Annotated in this window: 16 protein-coding genes; 9 read left to right on the top strand and 7 right to left on the bottom strand. The window is 55.6% G+C overall.

Annotated features, from left to right (window positions below):
• Positions 1-46 precede the first annotated feature (46 nt).
• Complete coding sequence (purL, locus tag ABNW52_RS08355; RefSeq protein WP_349586291.1) at positions 47-3,928, bottom strand: phosphoribosylformylglycinamidine synthase; 3,882 nt, start codon at positions 3,926-3,928, stop codon at positions 47-49.
• A 150-nt stretch (positions 3,929-4,078) separates the two neighbouring features.
• Between purL and ABNW52_RS08350 the strand changes: the two genes are divergently transcribed.
• Positions 4,079-4,417: a P-II family nitrogen regulator gene (locus ABNW52_RS08350; protein ID WP_349586288.1), complete on the top strand. Its 339-nt coding sequence runs from the start codon at positions 4,079-4,081 to the stop codon at positions 4,415-4,417.
• A gap of 59 nt (positions 4,418-4,476) precedes the next feature.
• On the opposite strand, the gene ABNW52_RS08345 is transcribed toward ABNW52_RS08350, so the two are convergent.
• On the bottom strand, positions 4,477-5,268 hold the full coding sequence (locus ABNW52_RS08345; RefSeq protein ID WP_349586286.1) for an outer membrane protein assembly factor BamD: 792 nt from the start codon (positions 5,266-5,268) through the stop codon (positions 4,477-4,479).
• A gap of 168 nt (positions 5,269-5,436) precedes the next feature.
• Here ABNW52_RS08345 and rluD point away from each other — a divergent pair, with 168 nt between their 5' ends.
• The 5 genes from rluD (at position 5,437) to ABNW52_RS08320 (ending at position 12,948) form a co-directional block, all read left to right on the top strand.
• Positions 5,437-6,561: a 23S rRNA pseudouridine(1911/1915/1917) synthase RluD gene (rluD, locus tag ABNW52_RS08340; protein WP_386107420.1), complete on the top strand. Its 1,125-nt coding sequence runs from the start codon at positions 5,437-5,439 to the stop codon at positions 6,559-6,561.
• Positions 6,506-7,285, top strand: a complete 780-nt coding sequence (pgeF, locus tag ABNW52_RS08335; RefSeq protein ID WP_386107603.1) for a peptidoglycan editing factor PgeF — start codon at positions 6,506-6,508, stop codon at positions 7,283-7,285. The genes rluD and pgeF overlap by 56 nt, the downstream gene beginning before the upstream one ends.
• Before the next feature lie 520 nt (positions 7,286-7,805).
• Positions 7,806-10,667, top strand: coding sequence for a ribonucleoside-diphosphate reductase subunit alpha (locus ABNW52_RS08330; RefSeq protein ID WP_349586281.1), 2,862 nt, complete (start codon positions 7,806-7,808; stop codon positions 10,665-10,667).
• Positions 10,668-11,192: 525 nt separating this feature from the next.
• Positions 11,193-11,771 carry a hypothetical protein gene (locus ABNW52_RS08325; RefSeq protein WP_349586278.1) on the top strand — a complete coding sequence of 193 codons (579 nt, stop codon included), beginning with the start codon at positions 11,193-11,195 and terminating at the stop codon, positions 11,769-11,771.
• A 94-nt stretch (positions 11,772-11,865) separates the two neighbouring features.
• Entirely contained in the window at positions 11,866-12,948 is a 1,083-nt protein-coding gene (locus ABNW52_RS08320) for a ribonucleotide-diphosphate reductase subunit beta (RefSeq protein ID WP_349586275.1), read from the top strand.
• A 431-nt stretch (positions 12,949-13,379) separates the two neighbouring features.
• Here the strand turns inward: ABNW52_RS08320 and ABNW52_RS08315 are convergent, their stop codons facing one another.
• The 3 genes from ABNW52_RS08315 to ABNW52_RS08305 are packed head-to-tail and all read right to left on the bottom strand — an operon-like array spanning position 13,380 to position 15,726.
• Entirely contained in the window at positions 13,380-14,186 is an 807-nt protein-coding gene (locus ABNW52_RS08315; RefSeq protein ID WP_349586272.1) for a hypothetical protein, read from the bottom strand.
• Between the two features lie 2 nt (positions 14,187-14,188).
• A complete protein-coding gene (locus ABNW52_RS08310; protein WP_349586270.1) occupies positions 14,189-14,797 on the bottom strand; it encodes a hypothetical protein in 609 nt (202 codons plus the stop codon).
• Positions 14,798-14,817: 20 nt separating this feature from the next.
• Entirely contained in the window at positions 14,818-15,726 is a 909-nt protein-coding gene (locus ABNW52_RS08305; protein ID WP_349586268.1) for an S-4TM family putative pore-forming effector, read from the bottom strand.
• A gap of 361 nt (positions 15,727-16,087) precedes the next feature.
• On the opposite strand from ABNW52_RS08305, the gene ABNW52_RS08300 reads away from it, so the two are divergent.
• The 3 genes from ABNW52_RS08300 to ABNW52_RS08290 all read left to right on the top strand — a co-directional run bounded on the left by ABNW52_RS08300 (position 16,088) and on the right by ABNW52_RS08290 (position 18,086).
• A complete protein-coding gene (locus tag ABNW52_RS08300) occupies positions 16,088-17,104 on the top strand; it encodes a hypothetical protein (protein WP_349586266.1) in 1,017 nt (338 codons plus the stop codon).
• Complete coding sequence (locus ABNW52_RS08295; RefSeq protein ID WP_349586263.1) at positions 17,101-17,343, top strand: helix-turn-helix domain-containing protein; 243 nt, start codon at positions 17,101-17,103, stop codon at positions 17,341-17,343. Before ABNW52_RS08300 ends, ABNW52_RS08295 begins: the two co-directional genes overlap by 4 nt.
• A gap of 239 nt (positions 17,344-17,582) precedes the next feature.
• On the top strand, positions 17,583-18,086 hold the full coding sequence (locus ABNW52_RS08290) for a hypothetical protein (protein ID WP_349586261.1): 504 nt from the start codon (positions 17,583-17,585) through the stop codon (positions 18,084-18,086).
• A 1,136-nt stretch (positions 18,087-19,222) separates the two neighbouring features.
• Here ABNW52_RS08290 and ABNW52_RS08285 read toward each other — a convergent pair.
• A complete protein-coding gene (locus ABNW52_RS08285; protein ID WP_349586259.1) occupies positions 19,223-19,522 on the bottom strand; it encodes an ankyrin repeat domain-containing protein in 300 nt (99 codons plus the stop codon).
• Between the two features lie 1,333 nt (positions 19,523-20,855).
• Positions 20,856-22,204: calcium-binding protein (locus tag ABNW52_RS08280; protein ID WP_349586257.1), on the bottom strand; the 1,349-nt coding region annotated here is incomplete at its 5' end.

Here is a 22,204-nt window from a genome sequence, read left to right as displayed (position 1 = left end):
AAAAAACGCCCCAAACGGGGCGTTTATGTAACTGGCAGTATCCGGCTTAGCCGATCCAGCGGCGGGCGCTGGCGAACATGCGGAACCAGCCGCCGTTTTCGCCCCAGCCCTGCGGGTGCCAGCTGTTCTGCACGCTGCGGAACACGCGCTCCGGGTGCGGCATCATGATGGTGAAGCGACCGTCCGCCGTGGTGACACCGGTGATGCCTGCCGGCGAACCGTTCGGGTTCAGCGGGTAGGTTTCGGTCGGCTGACCGTTGAAGTCCACGTAGCGCAGCGCGGTCAGCACCTGCTGCTGGTGACCCGGTGCGAATACAGCGCGGCCTTCGCCGTGCGACACCACTACCGGCAGCTTGGAGCCGATCATGTCCTGCAGGAAGATGGACGGCGACTCGGTCACTTCCACCATGGCGAAGCGGGCTTCGAACTGCTCGGAAGCATTGCGCTTCAGCTTCGGCCAGTACTGCGCCCCCGGGATGATGTCCGACAGATTGGACATCATCTGGCAGCCGTTGCACACGCCCAGCGCGAAGGTGTCGCCGCGGCCGAAGAAGGCCTCGAACTGCTCGCGTGCCTGGCTGTTGAACAGGATGCTCTTCGCCCAGCCTTCGCCAGCGCCCAGCACGTCGCCGTAGCTGAAGCCGCCGCAGGCCGCCAGGCCCTTGTAGTCGGCCAGCTGTACACGGCCGGCGATGATGTCGGACATGTGCACGTCCACCGCCTCGAAGCCGGCGCGGGTGAAGGCGGCGGCCATTTCGATCTGGCCGTTCACGCCCTGCTCGCGCAGTACGGCGATACGCGGACGCGCGCCAGTGGCGATGAACGGTGCCGCCGGGTTTTCTTCGGTATCGAAGGTCAGCTCGGCAAACAGGCCACGCACGTTGCTGTCGGCAATCTGCGCGTATTCGCTGTCGGCGCCGGCCGGGTTGTCACGCAGGCGCTGCAGGCGGTAGCTGGTCTCGGACCAGGCCTGCTGCAGGGCTACGCGGCTTTCGGCAAACAGTTCGGCGTCGCCGTGCACCAGGCGCAGCACGCCGTCGTCGGACGGGGTGCCAATTACGGTTACCAGCTGCGACAGGCCCATGATGTCGAAACGCTTGAGCACGTTGTCGATCTCGTCGGCTGCCACTTGCAGCACCGCGCCCAGCTCTTCGTTGAACAGTACGGCATTGACCTTGGCTACATCACCGCCGGTCAGTACCGACAGCTCGATCTGCGCACCCAGGTGGCCGGCAAAGCACATTTCGGCCACGGTGGCGAACAGGCCGCCGTCGGAACGGTCGTGGTAGGACAGCAGCTTGCCATCGTCCACCAGCGACTGGATCACGGTGAAGGCGGCAGCCAGCTGTTCGGCGCTGTCCACGTCCGGCGCCTGGCCGGACATGTCCTTCCATACCTGGCCGAATACCGAACCACCCAGGCGGTTGTTGCCGGCGCCCAGGTCCAGCAGCAGCAGCGCGCTGTCGGCGGCCTGCAGCTGCGGGGTAACGGTCTTGCGCACGTCGGCTACCGGCGCAAACGCGGAGATGATTACCGACAGCGGCGCGGTAACGGCCTTCTTGTCGTCGCCGTCCTGCCATACCGTCTTCATCGACAGCGAGTCCTTGCCTACCGGAATGCTCACGTCGATCTGCTGGCAGATATCCGATACCGCCTGCACGGTGGCGTACAGGTTGGCCTCTTCGCCCGGGTGGCCGGCAGCGGCCATCCAGTTGGCGGACAGCTTGACGTTGCCCAGCTCGCCCACGTTGGCCGCGGCCAGGTTCAGCAGCGACTCGCCCACCGCCATGCGGCCGGAAGCCGGCGCATCGAACAGCGCGGCCGGGGTACGCTCACCCATGGCCATAGCTTCGCCCAGCGTGGTGTTGAAGCCCATGGTGGTCACCGCCACGTCGGCCACCGGCACCTGCCACGGGCCGACCATCTGGTCGCGCGCGGTCATGCCGCCCACGGTACGGTCGCCGATGGTGATCAGGAACGACTTGTCGGCCACGGTCGGGTTGCGCAGCACACGGTAGGCCGATTCTTTCAGCTGGTACTGGGCGCCGTTCAGCTCGCCGGTCACCACGGTCTTGGACTTCACGTCGCGGGTCATACGCGGCGGTTTGCCCAGCAGCACGTTCAGCGGCATGTCTACCGGGTTGTTGTCGAAGTGGTCGTCGCGTACCTGCAGGTGGCCGTCATCGGTAGCCACGCCCAGCACGGCAAACGGGCAGCGTTCGCGCTCGCAGATGGCGGTGAAGGTGTCCAGATCCTGCGGCAGGATGGCCAGCACGTAACGCTCTTGCGATTCGTTGGACCAGATCTGCATCGGGGTCATGCCCTTTTCTTCCAGGTGCACCTTGCGCAGATGGAAGATGGCGCCACGGCCGGCGTCGTTCACCAGCTCCGGAAAGGCGTTGGACAGGCCGCCGGCGCCAACGTCGTGCAGCGACACGATGGGGTTGGCCGCACCGCGCTGCCAGCAGCGGTCGATCACTTCCTGGCAGCGGCGTTCGATTTCCGGGTTGCCGCGCTGTACCGAGTCGAAGTCCAGGTTCTCGCTGTTGGCGCCGGTATCCATCGAGGATGCCGCACCACCGCCCAGGCCGATCAGCAGACTGGGACCACCCAGCTGGATCAGCAGCGCGCCTTCCGGAATCTCGTTCTTGAAGATCTGCTGTTCCTGGATGCTGCCCAGGCCACCGGCGATCATGATCGGCTTGTGGTAGCCACGGCGCTCGCCCTGGAAGTCTTCTTCAAAGGTACGGAAGTAACCGGTCAGGTTCGGGCGGCCGAATTCGTTGTTGAATGCGGCGCCGCCGATCGGGCCTTCGAGCATGATGTCGAGCGCGGAGGCGATGCGACCCGGCTTGCCGTAGGACGGCGACTCCCACGGCTGTTCAAAGCCAGGGATGTTCAGGTTGGAGACGGTGAAACCGGTCAGACCCGCCTTCGGACGCGAACCGCGGCCGGTGGCTCCTTCGTCGCGGATCTCGCCACCGTTACCGGTGGAAGCACCGGGGAACGGGGAAATCGCGGTCGGGTGGTTGTGGGTTTCCACCTTCATCAGGATGTGGGTCGGCTCTTCGCTGTAGGCATAGGTGTTGCTACCCGGCTGCGGATACAGGCGCTCAATGGTGGCACCTTCGATTACCGAGGCATTGTCCTTGTACGCCACGCGGGTGCCCTGTGGGTGCGCGTCGTGGGTATCGCGGATCATGCGGAACAGCGACTTGGCCTTCTCTTCACCGTCCACGATGAACTGGGCGTTGAAGATCTTGTGGCGACAGTGCTCGGAGTTGGCCTGCGCAAACATCATCAGCTCGACGTCGGTCGGGTTGCGCTCCAGCTTGATGAAGTTTTCCACCAGGTAGTCGACTTCGTCCGGCGACAGCGCCAGGCCCATGTCGGCGTTGGCCGCATCCAGAGCCGCTTTGCCACCGCCCAGGATGTCCACGCTGGTCAGCGGTTGCGGATCGACGTGCACGAACAGGCGGCCCGCGTCGTCCAGCGACGGCAGCACCGTTTCGGTCATTCTATCGTGCAAGAGGCCCGCCAGACGTTGGCGAGCCTCGGTATTCAATGTAGTGGCGGATTGCACGCGATACGCAATACCGCGTTCGATGCGCTGGATGACTTCCAGACCGCAGTGACTGGCGATATCGGTGGCTTTGGAGGCCCACGGCGACAGCGTACCCAGACGCGGGGTAACCAGGAACAACTCGCCTGTCGGCTCTTGCGCCAGCGGCGGCTCGCCATAGGTCAGCAGTTTTTCCAGAACGGCGACTTGCGACTCGGTCAGCGGCATGTCGCTTTCGGCGAAATGCCAGTATTCCGCAGCGATAGTCAGATCGGGTAGACCCGCTTCGCGTGCAGCCTGGAGGAGTTTATCAAGTCGGAACTGGGACAGGGCAGCACCGCCCCGCAGCTTGAGAATGTGCGACATTGGGTTCCCGCAACAAGGTGAGACAAGGATCTGGAAAGCGCGTCATAATACACGGAATCACTCATATTTTTAAGGCCGCATCCAGATTATTGTCTGACAGCCGCCATGCCACCCATCCGGTTAGCCAAGAAAAATCAAGGAGTTGCGAACATGAAAAAGATAGAAGCCATCATCAAGCCATTCAAGCTCGACGAAGTGCGCGAGGCGCTATCCGAAATCGGCATCAATGGCCTGACCGTCACCGAGGTCAAGGGCTTCGGCCGCCAGAAAGGCCATACCGAGCTGTATCGCGGCGCCGAATACGTGGTGGATTTCCTGCCCAAGGTGAAAATAGAGGTAGTCATTGCCGACGACCTGGTAGACCGCGCCCTTGAATCCATTGTCAGCAGCGCCCGCACCGGCAAGATCGGCGACGGCAAGATTTTCGTGACCTCGGTAGAACAGGTGGTGCGCATCCGTACTGGCGAGACTGGCGAAGACGCGGTCTAGGCCACGCGACAGCAAACAAAACGGCGCCTGTGCAGGCGCCGTTTTTCATTGTGTGGAGATCAACCCCAGAACTGCCACCACGGCAGTTCTTTGCCACGCCATTGCTGGGTAGCAAACTGGCTTTGCGGATAGTTCAGCTTCAGCACCCGCAGACTGTCCTGGCTCAGGTCCTTCATGCCCAGCTTGTCGTAAGCCACGGTCATGATCGCCAGCGCCTCGTCGTTGTAGCCGGTATTGCCGTACTCTTTCAGCACGGTTTGCGCACGGCTGATTGCCGCCATCCAGGCGCCGCGCTTCATGTAGTAGCGCGCCACGTGCATTTCGTTGCCGCCCAGCGCCACCACCAGGCGCTGCATTTTTTCGGTGGCATCGTCGGCATACTGGCTTTGCGGGAAGCGGACGATCAGTTCGCGGAACGCGGAGTAGGAATCACGCACCGCCTTCGGATCGCGTTCGCTCATGTCCTGGCCGGTCATGCGCGACAGGAAGGAGGTGTCATCGTTGTAGTACACCAGGCCCTTCAGGTAGTACATGTAGTCCACGCTCGGGTGCGTCGGGTACAGACGAATGAAACGGTTGGCCGCTGCCACCGCCAGTTCCGGCTCGCCATCCTTGTAATGGGTGTAAGCCTGCTCCATCAGCGCCTGCTGGGCATGCTTGCCATACGGGTAGCGGGCTTGCAGCGTCTCATACAGCTTGATGGCGCGCGTATAGTTGCCGCCGTTGAGCTCGTCGCGGGCTTCGGAATAAATGCGGTCTACCGACCAGCCGCGGGTTTCATCCTGGGTGTCTACCGTGGCACAACCCGCCAGCAACAGCGCGGCGAGCAAGGATACAAAGCGTTTTTTCATGAGACGTCCCTATTTAGGCTGCGGACGATTATAACCAAAACAGCCCGCCGCGCACGCCCCGTGCAGTAGCGCGGCCCGCCCGGCATAAGCCACCAGCACAAAGGCCGGCAGGACAACCCCCGCCGAAACCTTTAAAATCACTCCTTTAGAAGAACACGCACCAACACCATGAACGAACAAGACATGCTCGGCGACGAGTTGCTGGACGACGAAACACTGGACACCGGCAGCGAGCCCGTAGCCGAGATGAAACAGCTGACCGTGCCATACGAGCTGGGCGGCGAACGCCTGGACGGCGCGCTATCCAAGATGCTGCCCGACTATTCGCGCAGCCGGATGACGCAATGGATCAAGGACGGCAAGGTCAAGCTGGATGGCAAGGTGGTTGCCGGCAAGACCAAGCTGCTGGGCGGCGAAATCGTCGATCTGGAAATCGTCCGCCTGCCGGACGAGCAGAGCTACCAGCCGGAGCCGGTGGATTTCCCGGTGCTGTACGAAGACGAGCACCTGATTGTGGTCAACAAGCCGGCTGGCATGGTGGTCCACCCGGCGGTGGGCAACTGGAGCGGCACCCTGCTCAACGGTCTGCTGTATCGCTACCCGGAGCTGGCCAAGATTCCGCGCGCCGGCATCGTGCACCGTTTGGACAAGGACACCTCCGGCCTGATGGTGGTGGCCCGCACCCTGCAGGCACAAACCAATCTGGTGCAACAGCTGCAAGCCCGCACGGTAAAACGCGTGTACCGCGCCATTGCCACCGGCGTAGTGCCGTTCGACGGCAAGATCGAAACCCTGATCGGCCGCGACCCGCACAACCGCCTGAAAATGGCGGTGGTGCGTTTTGGCGGCAAGCCGGCCATCACCCACCTGCGCGTGCTGGAACGCTTTGCCGACTTCAGCTACGTGGAATGCAAGCTGGAAACCGGCCGCACCCACCAGATTCGCGTCCACATGCGCGAGGCCAAGCACCCGCTGGCCGGCGACCCCTCCTACGGCAACCCGCGCCACCACGGCAGCGAAGCCGCCGACGCCATCATCAAGCAGCTGGGGCGCCAGGCACTGCACGCCTACACCCTGGCACTGGTGCACCCGGCCACCGGCATCAGTCGTAGCTGGAAAGCCTCGGTGCCGGACGACATGAAAGCGGTGCTGGAAGTGCTGCGCACCGAGGCCGAGGAAAAACTGGCCGCGGCCAACGCCAAGCAGGCGCTGAAGAGCGCGGAAATCGCCGATGACGATGACGACGACTGGGACGACGACGATTACGACGTTGAGGTGCACTATGTCCCATGAGTGGATCACCCCGGCCTGGCCGCTGCCGGCCAATGTCGGCAGCCTGATCACCACCCGCAAAGGCGGCGTTAGCCCTGCCCCGTATGCCAGCCTAAACCTGGGCGACCACGTGGGCGACGATGCGGCCAACGTTAGCGCCAACCGCGCGCTGCTGCGCCAGCAACTGCCGGCCGAGCCGGCCTGGCTGGAGCAGGTGCACGGCACCGTGGTGGTGGATGCCGCCACGGTGCCCCCCGGCAGCAAGCCCAAAGCCGACGCCAGCTTCAGCCGCAGCCCCGGCGTGGTGTGCAGCATCATGACGGCCGACTGCCTGCCGGTATTGCTGGCCGATCGTGCCGGCACAGTCGTGGGCGCCGCTCATGCTGGCTGGCGCGGGCTGTGTGGCGGCGTGATCGAGGCCACCGTGCAGGCGATGAACGAGCCGGCGGCCAACCTGATCGCCTACCTGGGGCCGGCCATTGGCCCGGACGCCTTCGAAGTAGGCGCCGAGGTACGCGAAGCCTTTCTGGCGCACGACATCCATGCTGTAACCGCCTTCCAGCCGATAGACGACGGCAAATACCTGGCCGACATCTACCAGCTGGCGCGGCAACGGTTGGCCGCGCTCGGCATCAGCGAGGTGTACGGTGGCGATGCGTGCACAGTGATCGACCGCGACCGCTTCTTCTCCTACCGCCGTGACCAGATCACTGGTCGAATGGCCAGTCTGATCTGGCTCAACTGATCTGACTCAAACAGACACAAGATATTGTGTTCAAGGGGTGGCCCAGGCCGCCCCTTGTTGCGTTTTGGCCGTATCGAAATTGCCACAGCCCCGATTACCGCCGGACAGTCCTCGATGCAGAGCAGGCCGCAAAGCCTTGATGCAACAGGCATGTCGCACCGACGCCACCGCGGCAGGAAATTTTCTTAAAAAAATCGAACCACCCGCCAAGCCAATACTGGCGCGGATTTCGGTTTTTCAGCCGCCTGTCAAGACTTGTCCCAACGCCCCTTCACCACTAGAATTTGCGTCGTTCTCACGTGCCAACCCACTATATTGTGTTTGTGCACAGCCAGCTCACAGCTTTTCAACAGAATTGTCCACAGCCGGCGCCATACCTCGCGCCCTGCCCGGCCCACCCGCCGGACGGGGCCACCACCGGGTCGTCAGCCCGACGCCGCACACGCGGCCAACGTGATGGCCGCCCGCCAGCGGGCCGTCAGGTCGATACGAATAACCACCCCACCACGAGGGAAAGACAATGCCACTGACCACTACCGAAGCGAACACCGCCGCCGAACTGGGTCGCGCCGCCGCACCGCAGGCGGATTTCAGCCAGTACAAGACCATTCGTCGCAACGGCGCCGTTGTTGCATTCGAGCCGGTGAAAATCTCCATCGCCATGACCAAGGCCTTTCTGGCCGTGCTGGGCGCCGAAAGCCTCAATTCCGCCAGCATCCGTGACAAGGTGGCGCAGCTCACCGAGGGCGTGGTCAATGCGCTGATGCGTCGCAAGCCGGAAGGCGGCGCCATCCATATCGAAGACATCCAGGACCAGGTAGAGCTGTCCATGATGCGTGCCGGCGAGCACGACGTGGCCCGCGCCTACGTGCTGTACCGCGAACAGCGTTCGCAAGAGCGCGCCGCCCGTGGCGAAGCGCTGCACCAGATCCAGATCAACGTGGTGCGCAAGGACGGCCGCAAGCTGCCGCTGGACGTCGCCCGTCTGCGTGGCACCATCGAAGCCGCCTGCGTGGCACTGGCCAACACCGACGTGGACGCCATCCTGTCCGAGACGCTGAAGAACATCTACGACGGCGTGTCGGAAGAAGAAGTCAACAAATCCGCCATTCTGGCCGCCCGCGCGCTGATCGAGCAGGACCCGGCCTACGACTACGTGACCGCCCGCCTGCTGCTGGGCCACATCCGCCTGGAAATCCTGGGCGAGGCCATCAGCCAGGCCGAGATGGACACCCACTACCCGCTGTACTTCCCGGACTTCATCAAGAAAGGCATCGCCGCCGAGCTGCTGGATGAAAAACTGGGCGAGTACGACCTGAAAAAACTGGGCGCCGCGCTGAAGCCGGAACGCGACCTGCAGTTTGGCTACCTGGGCCTGCAAACCCTGTACGACCGCTACTTCCTGCACGTGGACGGCACCCGCATCGAAATGCCGCAGGCATTCTACATGCGCGTCGCCATGGGCCTGGCACTGAACGAAGTGAACCGCGAAGACCGCGCCATCGAGTTCTACAACGTGCTGTCCAGCTTCGATTTCATGTCGTCCACCCCGACACTGTTCAACTCCGGCACCCGCCGCAGCCAACTGTCCAGCTGCTACCTGACCACCATCGCCGATGACCTGGACGGCATCTACGAAGGCATCAAGGAAAACGCGCTGCTGTCCAAGTTTGCCGGCGGCCTGGGCAACGACTGGACCCCGGTGCGCGCCATGGGCAGCCACATCAAGGGCACCAACGGCAAATCGCAAGGCGTAGTGCCGTTCCTGAAAGTGGTCAACGACACCGCCGTGGCAGTCAACCAGGGCGGCAAGCGCAAAGGCGCCGTGTGCGCCTACCTGGAAACCTGGCACGCCGACATCGAAGAATTCCTCGAGCTGCGCAAGAACACCGGTGACGACCGCCGCCGCACCCACGACATGAACACCGCTAACTGGATTCCGGACCTGTTCATGAAGCGCGTGATGGAAGGTGGCGAGTGGTGCCTGCTGTCGCCGTCCGAATGCCCGGACCTGCACGACCTGGTGGGCAAGGAATTCGAGAAGGCCTACACCGCCTACGAAGAAAAAGGCCGCCGTGGCGAGCTGAAAGTATTCAAGCAGATTCCGGCACTGAGCCTGTGGCGCAAGATGCTGACCATGCTGTTTGAAACCGGCCACCCGTGGATCACCTTCAAAGATCCGTGCAACGTGCGCAGCCCGCAGCAGCACATGGGCGTGGTACACAGCTCCAACCTGTGCACCGAGATCACCCTCAACACCAACGACGACGAAATCGCCGTGTGCAACCTGGGCTCGGTAAACCTGTCGCGCCACCTGAAGCAAGGCGCCAATGGCCTGGAGCTGGACACCGAAAAGGTTGGCCGCACCGTGCGCGTAGCGCTGCGCATGCTGGACAACGTCATCGACATCAACTTCTACCCGGTGAAGAAGGCGCGCAACTCCAACCTGAAGCACCGTCCGGTGGGCATGGGCATCATGGGCTTCCAGGACTGCCTGCACCAGATGCGCGTGGCCTACGCCTCTGAAGCCGCGGTGGAATTTGCCGACGTATCGATGGAAGCCGTGGCCTACCACGCCTACATGGCCTCCACCGAGCTGGCCGAAGAGCGCGGCCGCTACCCGTCGTACAAGGGCAGCCTGTGGGATCGCGGCATCCTGCCGCACGACAGCATCAACCTGCTGGCGGCAGAGCGCGGCGGCTACCTGGAAGTAGACCGCACCGAACGCATGGAATGGAGCAAGCTGCGCGAGCGCATCGCCAAGCACGGCATGCGTAACTCCAACGTGCTGGCCATCGCCCCTACTGCCACCATCGCCAACATCATCGGTGTGTCCGCCTCCATTGAGCCGACCTACCAGAACCTGTTCGTGAAATCCAACCTGTCCGGCGAATTCACCGTCACCAACGAATACCTGGTGCGCGATCTGAAGAAACTGGGCCTGTGGGATGAAGTAATGGTCGCCGACCTGAAATACTTCGACGGCAGCCTGGGCCGCATCGACCGCGTACCGGCCGAGCTGAAAGCCATCTACGCCACCGCGTTCGAAGTCGACCCGCGCTGGCTGGTGGAAGCCGCCTCCCGTCGCCAGAAATGGATCGACCAGGCGCAGTCGCTCAACCTGTACATGGCTGGCGCATCCGGCAAGAAACTGGACGAGCTGTACAAGCACGCCTGGGTGAAGGGCCTGAAGACCACCTACTACCTGCGCACCCTGGGCGCCAGCTCGGCGGAGAAATCCACTGGCCGCGGCGGCGAACTGAACGCGGTAGCCTCCGGCCCGGCTGCAGCCGCCGCACCAGCAGCCGTGGTGGACACCACTCCGGCCACCGACGCCAAGTTCTGCTCCATCGACAACCCGGATTGCGAGAGCTGCCAGTAATTTAAGAAAAGGGGTGAGTCATGCGACGACGCAAGACAAACCCCGACTGGCCTCTTTTGGGTTTAGTTGCTGTCTGTTTGGCGCTAATAGGATTTACTTATTGGCTAAATTTATCCGAAACAATGTTTTTCTTAGCATTTCCTCTATTTGCACTTCTTACGCTTTTAAGACTGCACCACTTGCAGTCGATTAAGAAGTTTGAATACATGAAAAAGCATTGTGTCGGCGAAATTCGTCACAAAGTAAGTCACAGAGGTGTTGAGCAGACAATAACAATGAAATAAAAGTCAGTCGGGAGGGCGGCTTAATTGCCGCCCTAAACACCGACAAGAAATCTAAGGAATATAGTGGCTTAGTAGAGTGTTGTTAGCTCGCCTATACAAATAAATATTAATTTAACTGTTGGCCGCATGCGGCCAACCTGCATCTCCCAGCCGCTTCCCGCGAGGCGGCTGCAGGATGCACCGAACCCGGTTCCACCCAGCCAGTCCAACCGCAGTGACCCCCGTCACCAAGGAGACAACCATGCGTCGCTTACTGACACTGTGCCTGGCCGCCCTGCTGGCCGGCTGCAGCACCATGGCGGACCAGCTGCACGGCAGCCTGCAACCGCCGGCGGGATTGGGTTATGCCGTGTTTTCCATGACCGCGCGTACCTACAACCCCAGCTACGCCTCGGCCAACCTGAGCTGGCGCGGGCTGGACAACGGCCAGCGCGGCGTCGTGTACGCCAACTTCGGCACCGATACCGTGTTTGGCGAAGAAGGCATGACACCGGTAGACGGCAAGCTGCAACTGCTGGCGCTGCCGCCCGGACGCTACCAGCTGCAACAGGCCTACGCACAATGGAACGACGATCCAGAACGTTGGCCGTTTGGCTACCAGGGCAACGCCAGCTTCCGGCTGGACAAACAGTTTGAAGTACGCGCCGGCCAAACCGTGTACCTAGGCCAGGTGCGCTTCAACCTGGATTACCGGCCGGACGTGGAATTTGGCGATGAGCAAAAACGGGACTTCGGCCACATGAAACGCGTGTGGAAGGTAAACGACCTGAGCACCATCCGCTTGCAGCCGTTCAGCGGCAAAGTCGGCCGCGGCTACTAGCCCACCCGCTGCAGGCAAGACAGAACAAACTGCGGCCAACCTCAACGTTGGCCGCAACCGAAACCAAGCAACTTTAAGAATAACTGGAGCTAACATGCTGAGCTTTGACGATACCCCGCTGGCCGCCGCCACCCCGAGCAACTCCATGGACGCGCACGGCACCAACCGTGTCAACGTGGTAGACAAAAAGGTGATCAACGGCACCACCGACGTAAACCAGCTGGTGCCGTTCAAGCACAAATGGGCGTGGGAAAAATACCTGGCGCAGTGCGCCAACCACTGGATGCCGCAAGAAGTGAACATGCAGCGCGACATCGAACAGTGGAAAACCGGCCAGCTCACCGAAGACGAAATGCGCATCGTCAAGCGTAACCTCGGCTTCTTCGTTACCGCCGACAGCCTGGCCGCCAACAACATCGTGCTCGGCACCTATCGCCAGATCACCAGCCCAGAATGCCGCCAGTTCCTGCTGCGCCAGGCGTTTGACGAAGCCATCCACACCCACGCCTACCAGTACATCGTGGAAAGCCTGGGCCTGGACGAAGGCGAAGTGTTCAACGCCTATCACGAAGTAACGTCCATCCGTAACAAAGACGAATTCTTGATCCCGTTCATCGACGTACTGTGCAACCCGGAATTCAAGACCGGCACCCTGGAAAACGACCAGAAACTGCTCAAGTCGCTGATCGTGTTCGCCTGCATCATGGAAGGCCTGTTCTTCTACGTCGGCTTCGTGCAGATCCTGGCGCTGGGCCGCCAGAACAAGATGACCGGCGCCGCCGAGCAGTATCAGTACATCCTGCGCGACGAATCCATGCACTGCAATTTCGGCATCGACCTGATCAACACCATCAAGCTGGAACAGCCGGAAATCTGGACCGAAGACTTCAAGGCCGAAATCACCGACCTGTTCAAAAAAGCCGTGGATCTGGAATACGCCTACGCCGAAGACACCATGCCGCGCGGCGTGCTGGGCCTGAACGCCAGCATGTTCAAGGAATACCTGCGCTTTATCGCCAACCGCCGCATGCAGCAGATTGGCCTCGATCAGATGTTCCCCGGCGTGAACAACCCGTTCCCGTGGATGAGCGAAATGATCGACTTGAAGAAAGAGAAGAATTTCTTTGAGACGCGAGTGACTGAATATCAGACTGGTGGCGCGCTGAGCTGGGATTGAGTTAATTGTCAGAAATCGGAAAGGTTGAAATTTTGTAGTCAAAGTTTGCAATTTCCGATAGCCAAAGTATGAAATCTTGCTTTGCACGAAGAAAAGGCCCTGTTTTTACAGGGCCTTTTTCATGGCGCAATCAGATGTAACCGCTTACTGGAGTATTCGATCGGCCCGCTTCTCGGCCAGAGCTGCCTTCCAGTTTAAGTGTAATAGTCGACCGCTTTGCGGGGTTTATCAGCCATCGAAAAGTAACTTTGGGAGTTGGGACTACTCAGTTTGGTACTTGGGTGGGATGGACTTGCTCATACCATCATTTTACCGAGCATGCTCAAGCTCCGATTTGTGCAACAAAGCCAAGTTTCAGCAATTACAACTGGCAAGCAATGTATGGAACAACTCTCAATTGGGCACTTTTCCTTCTTTGTACTGTTTTTTATTCACTCATTTGCAACTCTGATTGTAATTTCTGGAGCAAAAAAATCTATTTGTTCTAACATTGCATTTTTGTATTTAATACGGAGATGGTTAAGAACTTCCTCTGATTCTCTAATGCTAATATTGGCATCTGGAATGTATGCCCTTCCTTGGGCTTCTTCGACCATAGGATCCTTACATTTATAACGAGCTAGAAATTTACTTTTCTTTGTCTTCTCGTATCTGGGCGAATGGGGATTTGCATATAAATTTGCGTGCAATTCGAAGTGACCATCTACATATCCAACAATAGCCGCGTCAAATGCGTGTCTGAATTTATAGAAGTCGCTATATCTAAAAAAATAGCACGGCTTGTATTTTTGGGTTGTCATGTCAATTATATTTGTGCGCCCAAGTAATGGGTCCGTAGTTTTTTCATATTTCGCTTTTACATTGATCCCTTTTGAAAGATGGAAAATAATTCTGAGATCATGCCTATGGACCTTTGCAGAAGATATTAACTGATCCCTTGCATTACTCAGTGCTCCAGATACAGTATTATCCCTCCCCAGAACATCATCTTTCACATACACTTCGCCTTGAGTCAAAACGCGCTCTCGTCTACTCAATTCTTTTTCATCATCCACTTTCAGCTTCGCCTCTATTATGAAAATCTCACTCTCATAATATGCAAGAAAGTCCGCCTCCTTTCTGTCACCAGGCTCTTCTAGTTTTTCCACTCTTAGTCCCATGCACTCAAGGATAAACTTTGAAATATCATCTGAGCTCATTGCATTGATTTGTTCTACTAAATTTTTAGGTTGATTCATATTCATGCCCCACGAAAACTGCCACCGTTTCTATCAAACTTAACCAGCATGTCGTGTACTCTTATCATCTCATCCAAAATTGGTTGAACGTGGTGCCGCTCACCTAGAACCTGATAGATACCATCATTAAGATGGTAAGCTCTAAAAATATGATGTGGAATCGCGGTATCTTCAGGTTTATCAAGAATAAGACTGGGGAAGATATGTCCAACAATACCGTCTTCAAGATATCTATCTAGCCGCTCGTCAAAGTGCTCTATGGCATTTCTGAGCTTCTTATCATGCAGAGGACTGCTCTGGTCAATAGAAAACACCTTACACAAATATTCAGCTCTTTGCTTGTGCAATAGCTTTTTGTCTCCTTTTCCACCAATCAACGATGGGAAAAAATATCGTGCCACAGCTCCACTGTGATTGATGAAATTTTGTAGACAATCAAGCAATTCATCTTTTCTATCTTGAGGGGCGACCTTTCCTTCAGTGATCGCCTTTACGTAATTTGATGCTCTTTCACATGCCTGAAGTGCTGATGATGTATTGAATAGCATTGATTGGATATAGAAGGCATGATACGGTGGCCAGATAATAGAAGAAATTTCCTTATCAATCACAGTGATTCCTTAAAAAGGCACTATAGGGTGCATTTTTGATTTTTAACTTCAGCCAAAAGCACCTTTGCTCCTTTATTCATCAAAGCTTCATTGTCATCTCTAAACCAGCGGAACAAGAAATCAAAGATTGGAGGGTTTTTCTTTCTATGGTCAAAAATCTGATCTTGAAGTGTTCTGCATTTCAGTTTCAGTACATTGACGTCTTTACCTGCAATAGCATCAGACCAAATTTTTTCGGAAATCTCTTTCAGTTTATCTAATCTATTAGCAGCAGCGCCGTGCTCCATCATCTGACGATAGCCGAAGACATAGGTTGAGACTAAAGGTGCAATGATGTATGCCAGAAACTCAAAAATATCCTTCTTTTCATATAAGCCATAGCCAATCAATCCCAATGCAATACTAACCAGGATGATATGGATAGCGAAGGTGTACTTCCTTCTCATCCTTGCATCCCACCATACATTGGATCGTTGGCTGAGAATAATTCCAAATATTTCTGGAACCTCATTTATTGCTACGGGATACCATCTTCGCAAGCCAGAAATTTCTTCATCGGTCAGTCCATGTTCCTGTGCTTCTTCATGAATCATTTCGAGCTCTGGTTTTTTTCCAACCGAAATTTCATTCCAATCCAAGCCTAGAACTCTAGTATCAAATAGCTCTTGGACCCTAGCGGCATTGTCGCGTAGATTTTTTACCCAAGGTGTGAATACAAACAGGTCAAAAACCACAACCAAGATACCCCAGAGAGCTACATAGCCCTTGAATTCTGGCTTCAATATTGTGGTAATTGCAGCACCAATGGCAATAGGAACACTAAGCAACATTTGTATTCCAATGATGTTCTTTGCCTTGGAATAAAGGTTTCTTTGAGCCGCCAGAAGTTCAATGTTTTCTGGCAGCTCCTGCTTTTGGACGATGCTCATAGGTAGTAGCTCGGAAATTTATCATTATAAAGCAAGCTCCACCAATCAAAAGCATCCTTGATGTCCCCATTGGCTGTCGCTGTACGTGCCTTTTCAGCACGGATAGCTGCTGTTTTCAACTTAGAAAGTGCATCTGTTTTTTGGGGTTCGGTATTGCAGGCATAAATGTATCCAGCTACACCCGTAGGGTCAGCGCGCAGTAATCAACCTGGTTGAAAAACGATATATAGCGTACCCCTCTCTCGGGCCACGGTATGCCGTTACTAGCTTACTGCATGGCCTAGGGCTGTGTGAGAATTTTGATGCGAAGCTGGAATCGATTGCAAACCATTGGCTGCACACAGTGCATCCCATTCCGGTAGTGAACAACTACACGCCAGACGATGAAGCCCCTGCTCTGTCCATAGCGACGGTTGCCACCACATTGAACGTGTCATCACACATCATCAAGACGCTGCTAAGAAAAGAAATCCTGATATATGTCCCTGATAACTACTTAGCCCATCGAAAGCGAATTGATAAACAGGAAGTTATTGACGGGAAGAGTGTAGCGAGGCTTTTGCATCGGTTATCAAGTCTCAACGAGTCTGTACCAAACGGCAAAATCGTCCGTTTTGACCATTATGGAATTGATCACGCCAAGCGATTGGATCTGCTAAATGAAATTGACGGAGAGTACATTAGGATTGCTGCCTTCAACTTTACTGTTGGTCTACCCAGCCTCGCGTTAAGCAAAACACTCAGGACCATTGGAGAGAGAAGTAGCTCACTATCCATCCGAAAGTCTGCTGAATTTTTGGAAGTATATCCAGATGCCATCTATCGATTAATAAAAGCAAAACTCCTTACTGCAAGAGGGCTTGATGAGCGGCGCGCCTGCATTGAAATCGACGAACTTACTACGTTTCGCGAAAATTACATATTCACCCATGAAATTGCTCGTAAATTAATGTGCAACCCAACCAATATTGCAGATCGAATAATATCAATAGGCATTATTCCAATTCATGGACCCGCCATTGATGGCGGCTTAACGTATGTTTTCCGGCGGAGTGACATAACAGCTGAAGTATTGCTTAGAATAAATGATTGCAACACTTACAAAAGCCGCACAGGGAGAGGGCGAAAAATCGTAAAACCGACGAATACCCAGCTTGGCACTGATCAGGAAACTTTCACAACCTTAGAGCTATCAGTAAAAACAGGGATTAGCATTGCAACCATTCAGCACGAAGCTAAGTATGGCTGTTTATCAGAAGCAGTCATCAACATGACGTCAAGCAAAAAAGCGTTTCAATTCCACTCTCGCGCCATTGGTATATTGGCATTACTCTCAGAGTCCCATAGGTGGGCCATCAAGAAAAGGAAATCCAAATGAACCATAACCAGATATTTGGCAAGGCATTAAGGCGAATTAGAAGAGAAATGCAGTTATCACAGGAGGAATTGAGCTTCAGGGCTGAAATAAGCAAGTCATATGTATCTTTATTAGAGCTAGGGCAAAGATCACCAACACTTGACAGTCTCTTGAAAATTAGCTTCGGCCTAAAAATGGAACTTAGTTATTTTCTCATTATTTTAGCGGAAGAAATTCGGCAGAAAAACTCAAATGATTGATAAATCATATGGAAAAAAATAAAGGCCGAACATATTATAAGTCATCGATTGCACCAAGAATTTATAATAGCCTGCGAGCTAAGTCACTGCACTACCAAGCCCCAAGCTACGAACGGTTGCCTGCAGGCATTATGGAAAGTTGCCTCGAGTCTTCTTTCGCCGTGAAACGATCGAAAAGCTCAAGAGAGCTGCAGCAGCAAGAATGAACGCTGCTGCCAATGCAATAGGAGGAATGTCCGATGCTGGTATTTCTTGATACCGAATTCACTGATTTTGTACAGATGGATCTGATAAGTGTCGGGCTTGTCGCCGAGGACGGGCGAGAGTTCTATGGTGAGCGCAACGATTATATGCTCGAGGCCTGCAGCGACTTTGTGCGGGCTTCGGTACTGCCGTTGATGCATAAAGTACCTGAGGCACGATGTAGTGCCGCCCATCTCACCCATCGGTTGCATCAATGGTTTGCATCACATAGAGAGCCCATCACTGTAGTCTTTGATTACGCATCCGACTGGGAGCTCCTGGCTGATGCTCTTCAGGGCAATGGTAGTCAACCGCTACCACAGTGCATCGAAGAAAAATGGCTATTACAGTACGACGTCGTGAGAGATCCCATTTTTAGACATGCATCTCAAGCGGCATACGGTGGAAATTGGCAGCCTCATCACGCGCTAGCGGATGCCCGCGCTTTACGGGCGGGATATCTGGCTTGGTATGCGGACAAATCGAAAGCTTGCTCATGATTTTGTTCTTGGACATTGATGGTGCATTGCCCCAGACGCGGTATGCCAGCATGGAAGGGCGCCGGTACTGGACACTGATGCGCACTGCGGGCGCTGGTGGTCGTTGACCGCCGTGCCGGTCGTACCTGACCAGAGCGCTGGTGCCCGCTGGCCAACATAGAGAAGACATACTTAGACGAGAATGTGGGCGTCAGCAATCGACCCGAAGCAGAAATAGTCGAGTAGGGAAAGCGGACGCTCAGGAACGTGAAGTTAACCTGAGCCGGAGCGGCGAAGCCGCGGAGGCTACCTAACAGCGGTGTCCAGAGCCGCAGTTGGGCGTCAGGTGGAGTGGGACAGACCAGTTAGACGTCACGATGCTCTGCCCTTACTCTGTCGAACTGCAAAACACATTGAATTCAAACTCCGCGCCGATGCCCACTAGCTCAGAGAGAAAATCACTCTCAAAATATGGGCAAACAGCGTAGACCTCACCAATGGGAAGGTAATACGCGAGGCTAAACCAACGGGCATCCACCCCAGCGTACGATTTCAGCCGTATGAGTTCTTGCAAGTGGTCGTTCATGAACGTACGGCAAGCGATGACCTGTTGCGAAATTGTTGCGTTGTCGTCGTCAATGACCGTAAGGGAGAGTCCTGAGCGCTCTCTTGGCTGAACACCCCTCGACTTCGATTCGCCTTTTCGATAAGCCGTAGCAGTTGCGTGCCATGGCGAGTCAGTGAGAAATGAGTCGACGTCGAAGTCTTCACCTTGGGCGCGGAAGTAGCAGGCACACATGTTCAAGCCTTAGAAATGTAATTGGCGCTGGCGGCGGGTATGGCCCCAGTGGTGCCAACAGTTATTCAGACGCAAAACTGCCGTGCTATTTGACATCATCTGGACCACCATTGTCAGGCTCCAAGTCGATGCATGGCAGACCCACTATCTGACCGCTGTCTGATTATCCAGCTGTAATCATATGGGCAGCTCCACCGTCTGCTATGGGTGTGGCTGGGTGGATGACGGCTCTTGGCCGTCAGCTGTCATGCTAGCACAATAGCATGACAATGTGCTTCGGCTAAGTAGAATGCGTAGGGCTCACGTCAGGTATCGACCCAAAGTAGTCGATGCCTTCATGGAAAAGCGGACACTAACGTTAGGTGTCACGCTTGCGAGCAAAAATCTTGGCAACTTCACCTCCCATTCTGGCTGCGCGCTCGGTCGCGGTTTCACCGAATTCGGAACGAACATCAGAGCGCGCCCCGGCCCTAAGAAGAGCTTCGATGATGGCAGTGTTCTCCTGCCCGACGGCAACGTGCAGCGGGGTTTCACTCATGTCGCCAATTGCGTTGACCTTTGCTCCGGCTTGAAGGAGGGTTTGGACTGCGTAGAGATCGTTTCGCCGCACCACGACATGCAGAGGCGTGTCACCATCGCATCCTGCGCTATCGAGCATTACTGGAGCATTGCCGAGGTGTTCTGGGAATAGGACATCGGATGTGGAAGCCAAGATTACTGCCAGCGTGGCACGTTGCTTCGGTCGCTTTGCCATTAGATACCTAACGTATTCCTGTGAGTGTCATGCTAGCGTATGAAACACCATTGAATGCCTAAAACCTCGAATTGCATGCCAGCAAGCCACAAGCCAATAAGTACGAGAATACCAAAGACACCGCCATGCGCAACTCGATGAATCGACCGTGATGCCAAGCAGAATGCAGCGGCGCCCGAGACTGCGCTAAGAAGCAAAGGAAGAAGACCAGCCTCCTCAATCTCTGCTGTGGGCATCTGACTGGGCTACATGGCTGCATGCGCGTTTTTCTGGTCAGAATGAGCCAAGACATGACCAAAATGCACTAATTTTGGACGATAGCATGGCAGCTCGTTGGTAGAGTGCTCACTCCAAGATGGTCACAAATAGCTGCTGTGACGCCGGATTGCCCTGGTTAGCCAGATCAAATTTGGACATCAAATAGAACAGCATAGATTTTCTGACCTTCAACGTCACCTCCAAGCTGTCATGCGGGATCTGATAGCCCTTGCTACTTCAGCCAGTGGCTTACTCCATAAAAGGGGCGTACCCTAATCTCGCGTGAGAGATGAGCACACAACTATCTGCCACAGTCAGATGGCCCCAGAGACTACACATACAAATACCCTCCGTCGTTTCGCCGCTTTGCTCAGCCTCTTTCCTTGATCATTTCAGCCTTTGGCTGCAGCAACCAGACATTTCAATTTTTGCCTGCATTATCGATCAAACATTTCGCAAACAACCTCTCATAAGCTACTGAATTTCAATGAATGTCATTTTCAAGTTTTGACCACTCCGACATTAATTGTCAGAAATCGGAAAGGTTGAAATTTTGTAGTCAAAATTTGCAATTCCCGACAGCCCAAACATGAAAGCTTGCTTTGCACGAAGAAAAGGCCCTGTTTTTACAGGGCCTTTTTCATGGTGCAATCAGATGTAACCGCTTACTGGAGCATTCGATCGGCCCGCTTCTCGGCCAGAGCGGTCCTTCACATATCAGATGAAAGATGGCTGCTGTCGCATTGGAAGCAGCCATAAGAGTAACTGGCAAACAATGGGTACATCAGCCGTAATTATTGATGCGCATTGAATTTTGACCAATGGTCAGTGTTCGACACTCACCAACAGCTTAGGTATTTGCAACCACTTCAACATAGAAAACATCCTGCTTTCTCGATAGAGTTCGAAGCTTACTTTCCTTAACTGGATCGCATTAAGTTCGAGGTAGGCTGTAAAGCGTCACAAACAAAAAAGATGGCTAGCCTGTAAATGTTTCGTTTGCCCTTAGCAGGTTCTGAAGCATGGTTGCCGCTGTATCCGATGTGCCATAGCCTTCGAGAACAATGGTTTGAATTTCTTGACCAACGACATCCGTCAGGTGAATGGTCGTATTGGTACCACTACTCACAAACAAGTTGTAGTTATTGGCTCCGTCCAATAGGTCAGAAAGATCAATAATATCGTGATCGCTGGTAGAAAAATTTTGCACAGTATCGAACGCGGTAGCGCCCACCGACCCAACATCGGATAAGTCCCACTTGAACGTATCGATACCGACACCACCAATCAAGGTATCGCTGCCTTGACCACCATTAAGGGTGTCATCGCCACTACCTCCATCAAGCTGATCGTTACCAGCACCAGCCGATAGGTTGTCATCTCCGGCATAACCGTACAGGTACTGTGTACCACCACCCGTGTTGATGGTATCGCCTTCCGCATCCGTGCCGATGTAGTAGCCGGCCATCTCGCGCAGCGTTTGACGGCCCCAGATCGTACCGTCCGCAAAGTGCACTTCCTGGATACCGTACTGGTTAGCGCTGTCGCTGGCTTGCCACGTGGCTACCTGGTTCGACAACCTCAGCGTGTGACCGTCGGCGAAGGTCAGTGTGGCGTCGTTGCCATTGCTGCTGACGGTGACGCTGTCCGGGGTGATGCCTGCCGCCAATTCGACGATGTTGCTGTCACTGGCGTTGGTGGTATTCACATAGTCGTAGAGGTTGACATTGCCACTGCCGTCGAGCCGGAAGGTATCGCTGCCGTCTTCACCATAAAGTGTCACAGAACCATAGCTGGAAGTCGCCAACCCGGTAGCAACCAAGACATCATTGCCACTCCCACCACTAGCGTAGCTGTAGTCGGTGGCACCACTCCCCAGAGTCAACGTGTCGTTGCCGTTACCGCCATACAGCGTGTTCTGGGCGCTACCCCCATCCAGCGTGTCATTGCCGTCATCGCCGGTCAGCGTATCGTTGCCACTTTCTCCATTGATCACATCGTTGCCATTGCCACCATACAATGTGTCGTTACCGTCGCCGGCCGATAGGTTGTCATCTCCGGCATAACCGTACAGGTACTGTGTGCCACCACCCGTGTTGATGGTATCGCCGCCCGCATCCGTACCGATGTAGTAGCCGGCCATCTCGCGCAGCGTTTGACGGCCCCAGATCGTACCGTCCGCAAAGTGCACTTCCTGGACACCGTACTGGTTAGCGCTGTCGCTGGCTTGCCACGTGGCTACCTGGTTCGACAACCTCAGCGTGTGACCGTCGGCGAAGGTCAGTGTGGCGTCGTTGCCATTGCTGCTGACGGTGACGCTGTCCGGGG

Origin of the sequence: Vogesella oryzagri, assembly GCF_040148885.1 — a bacterium.
GTDB lineage: Bacteria > Pseudomonadota > Gammaproteobacteria > Burkholderiales > Chromobacteriaceae > Vogesella > Vogesella oryzagri.
This window is presented reverse-complemented; position numbering and strand designations above follow the sequence as displayed.